This is a genomic window from Sphaerospermopsis aphanizomenoides BCCUSP55, assembly GCF_001586785.1.
Taxonomy (GTDB): domain Bacteria; phylum Cyanobacteriota; class Cyanobacteriia; order Cyanobacteriales; family Nostocaceae; genus Sphaerospermopsis_A; species Sphaerospermopsis_A aphanizomenoides_A.
The window spans coordinates 1-966 of the sequence record NZ_LUFH02000229.1; the positions used below are offsets into that span (position 1 = coordinate 1).

Consider the following 966-nt stretch of genomic DNA (forward strand, 5'->3'; position numbering starts at 1 on the left):
CTGCAAATGCGTCACGGACGACGACCTCGCGACCCTTGGTGCAGCTCTAATCTACATCACAATCTTAGCGCGCAAGTTGGAACCGTCGCGCACCCGACAGTCGTCTATGCGACGCCCGATTTGAGGCTTACGGCCAGAATTGTCAGGTCATCGCTGGGCTCGCCGCCAGCCTCGAAGGCCCGGACCTGAGCGACCAGGCTGTCGACGGCCTGCGAGATGCTGCCGACGCGGGCCGCCGCCGCCATCGCCGCCTCGGCGCGCGCGCGGCCGAACAGCTCGCCGTCCGGCGTCTGAGCCTCGGTCAGGCCATCGGTGAAGCAGCACAGCACCTCGCCGGGCGCGAGGCGGTGGGTCTCGACCGGGTAGGGGAAGGTCTCGGCCACGCAGAGCGGCGGGCCGCCATCCAGCTCCACCTCGCGGGCGATGCCCTGCGCGTTTACGATCACCGGGTTGTCGTGGCCCGCGCAGACCAGATCGAGCCGGCCGTCCCACGGCTGCAGAACGCCCACCAGCACCGACACCGCCATGGCCTGCCGGTTGTCGCGGCTGAGTTCGGCGTTGATCTCGCAGATGGCGGCGTCCAGCGGCGTGTTGGGCCGCATCAGCAGGCTGCGCGACAGGGCCTTGGAGAGCGCCATGAACAACGAGGCCGGCACGCCCTTGCCGGTGACGTCGCCCACCAGGAAGCAGACGCGGCCGTCATCGAAGCGGAAGGCGTCGTAGAGGTCGCCGCCAACGGTCTTGGCCGGCTGCAGCACCGCATCCAGATCCACCGCCGGCGAAATCCGTGACAGCTCTTCTCGCGGCAGCAGCATCCCCAGCTGGATCTCGCTGGCCGCGGCCAGTTCGCCCGAGATGCGCGCGGCCGACAGGCGCTCGTCCTCGAGAGCGGCGCGCAGTCGGCCCTGAACGCGGCGGCCTTCGACGAACAGCGCCGGGGCCAGCACGGCCGACCACGCGGCCCCC

At 70.1% G+C, this 966-nt stretch carries 1 protein-coding gene; it reads right to left on the reverse strand.

Features of this window, described 5'->3' with window-relative positions:
• Positions 1 to 104: 104 nt before the first annotated feature.
• Positions 105 to 966 (reverse strand): PP2C family protein-serine/threonine phosphatase (locus A0J48_RS26450; RefSeq protein WP_200327547.1); only part of this gene is annotated, 862 nt, incomplete at its 5' end.